Consider the following 1,937-nt stretch of genomic DNA (forward strand, 5'->3'; position numbering starts at 1 on the left):
AATAGAGTAGAGGGAGTTTAATTCTCGCCCCTCTCATTGCACCGGACGTACGGTTCCGTATCCGGCGCTACATTTGTAATTCTTTACGAGATATATAATATTCTAGCGGATCGACCAATCCTGGGCGATCTGCTTTCTTTATCCCTAAGACTTGGGGACTGAGCAGGAAATTTACGACTTGTCCTGCACTGCGCTTATACCATCCTAATCGCGCATTGGCTACTTTGCGGATATCTTCGTCGCTAAAGTTGCACTTTAGCGCCTTGTTTATTCGCATCAGGTTGGTATATATTCTTTTGGAGCGCTTCCATTGCTTAATGATTACTACTCGTATCTTATGGCGCATCCATTGACTGAATTTAAACAGAAAGTGTTTCATATCGCCAATTTTGAAGTAGTTGATCCAGCCTCTGACTACTTGATTTATCTTAGTAAAAACCACTGATAAGGGCTGGGCAGCTGCTTTACGGCGACTCAACAGTTCTCTAATCTTGTCGTAGAGCTTGGCTTTGCGGTCGTCTCCTGGCTTTGTCTGCCAGCGTTCGCCGTTTTTCCAGAAGGTAAATCCTAGAAAATTGCTCTTGGTTGGTCGCACGACTTTAGTTTTAGTTGCGTTGACCTTTAAGAACAGTTTCCTTTCTAGCCATGACGAGATTGACTTCATGACCCGATCAGCCGACTTTTTGCTTTTAACGAAGATATTGCAGTCATCGGCATAGCGCACGAAGTGCACGCCTCTTTGTTCTAATTCCTTATCCATTTTATCTAAATAGATATTCGATAGAATCGGCGAAAGAGGTCCGCCTTGTGGCACGCCAAGCTTATTGGGCTTAACCAAGCCATCTTCCATGATTCCGGCTTTTAGGAATGCCCGGATCAAGTGGAGGGTGGTTTTGTCGTTTACCTGCTCTCTGATTATTGAAATTAATTTATCATGATTGACCGTGTCAAAGTATTTCTCAATGTCTAAATCAATTACCCATTGGTAGCCTTCATCTAGGTATTCCAAGACTTGCTCTATGGCATCGTGAGCACTGCGTTTTGGTCTAAAGCCATAGCTATGGTCGCTGAAGCGGGGATCATATATCTTCATCAAGACTTGGGCGATTGCCTGTTGGATTACCCGATCCACGACGGTTGGGATTCCCAGCGGACGCTTCTTGCCATTGGCTTTAGGTATGTAGACTCTACGTACGGCTTGCGGACGATATTTCATTTTCATGATCGAATCCTTGATTTCCGCTTGGTGCTTCTTAAAGTAGCCGTCAAGCTCATCGACCGTTTTATTGTCCACTCCAGGAGCGCCCTTATTGATTTTGACTCTGTGAATTGCTTCTTTGAGATTGCCTTGGCTTAAAATCTGCTCTATCAATTCCATCTCGTGATATCTCCATTTCTATTTGTAAATCTATTCGGAATCGTCCCAATTGCTTTCACCATCAAAGAGTTACGTTCTCTTTGTGCTAGGCTATCCTCTTATTCGGACTGTCTGAACATTGCTTATAGCAGGATATTCTCTTACAAACATTAGGTCCTTCGCATCCAGCTCTATTACAGAGCCTTCATCGCTACTATGACCTCAGCTGACTTCTCGTGGCTAACCTTTTTCGACCAGGCTTACGATCGCTGTTATTAAAGCTTGCTCGGCTTGCCTGTCCACGAGATCTCTCGGGGTAAGACATTCATCTCTTATTTTCCACTGCCTCCTGGTTTACCGTCTTGGTTTTACGGTTGTCTTTTGGACTTCGACTTGTCTTGCAGTCTTATCCACCATTTGGCCTGACCAGATTTCTGTACGTAGGCTCGGAAAACTCGCTAGCCACTTCCTTCACCCATAGCGTCACCGCTATCAGCTTGTGGTTCACTACACTTGGCGACAACTACCCGTGGTCTAGACTTTCACTAGACTAGATGAAATGTCATGCCCGACACACAAG

Annotated in this window: 1 protein-coding gene; it reads right to left on the reverse strand. The window is 44.7% G+C overall.

The genetic code is table 11. The features are described from left to right. Window positions 1–67: 67 nt before the first annotated feature. On the reverse strand, window positions 68–1,378 hold the full coding sequence (ltrA, locus tag CP355_RS09755) for a group II intron reverse transcriptase/maturase (RefSeq protein WP_087236567.1): 1,311 nt from the start codon (window positions 1,376–1,378) through the stop codon (window positions 68–70). Between the last annotated feature and the right edge of the window lie 559 nt (window positions 1,379–1,937).

Source organism: Lactobacillus sp. UMNPBX4, assembly GCF_002554115.1.
GTDB classification, from domain to species: Bacteria; Bacillota; Bacilli; order Lactobacillales; family Lactobacillaceae; genus Lactobacillus; species Lactobacillus gallinarum.